This is a genomic window from Spiroplasma sp. hy2, assembly GCF_044714365.1.
Taxonomy (GTDB): Bacteria; Bacillota_I; Bacilli_A; order Mycoplasmatales; family Mycoplasmataceae; genus Spiroplasma; species Spiroplasma phoeniceum.
In genome coordinates, this window is sequence record NZ_RXFZ02000379.1 from 1 (window position 1) to 595 (window position 595).

Annotated in this window: 1 protein-coding gene; it reads left to right on the plus strand. The window is 23.5% G+C overall.

Features of this window, described 5'->3' with window-relative positions; translation table 4 throughout:
- Positions 1 to 137 precede the first annotated feature (137 nt).
- Positions 138 to 434 (plus strand): ferritin-like domain-containing protein, encoded by a 297-nt coding sequence (locus EHV01_RS06740; protein WP_422066786.1) that lies wholly within the window; start codon positions 138 to 140, stop codon positions 432 to 434.
- Positions 435 to 595 lie beyond the last annotated feature (161 nt).

Here is a 595-nt window from a genome sequence, read left to right on the forward strand (position 1 = left end):
ACCTCCATATATTAAAAATATACCTAATTTTAGGTATATTTTATAAATATCAAGAGTTTTCGACAAAATTAAAGAATTAAAATGAGAATAATTAACTTTTAAGAGTGTACAATAAGAATAGAAAGAGAGGAAAAATTATGTTAACAAACGACATTGAAAAAGATTTACAACATTATATTGATGAACACATCAAAATGCAATTTTTTTGCTATAATTTAAGTTCAGCCGCTGATAAGTTAGGGTTTCCTGGTTTTAGCCATTATTTCCAAGTTCAAGCACAAGATGAAGTTTTACATCAACGTCGAATTATGAATTTTGTTTTAGACCGCGATGGACATTATCAAATTAAAAATATTGCTGAAGAATATAAAGATATTAAAAATATTATTGAATTAATAGAAACCTATCAAACAAAGAGAGCATATTTTGTTTAATTAACAAATAAATTAGCACAGCATGCTAATACAGTTGGTGATTTAGTTACTTATAAATTTTATGATTGATTAGACTTCTTGCATAACCTATTAAAATAATTGTAAATATTTTTAAAAAGATACTAATAGCAAATTATAATTTTAATTAATTATGTCTTTTA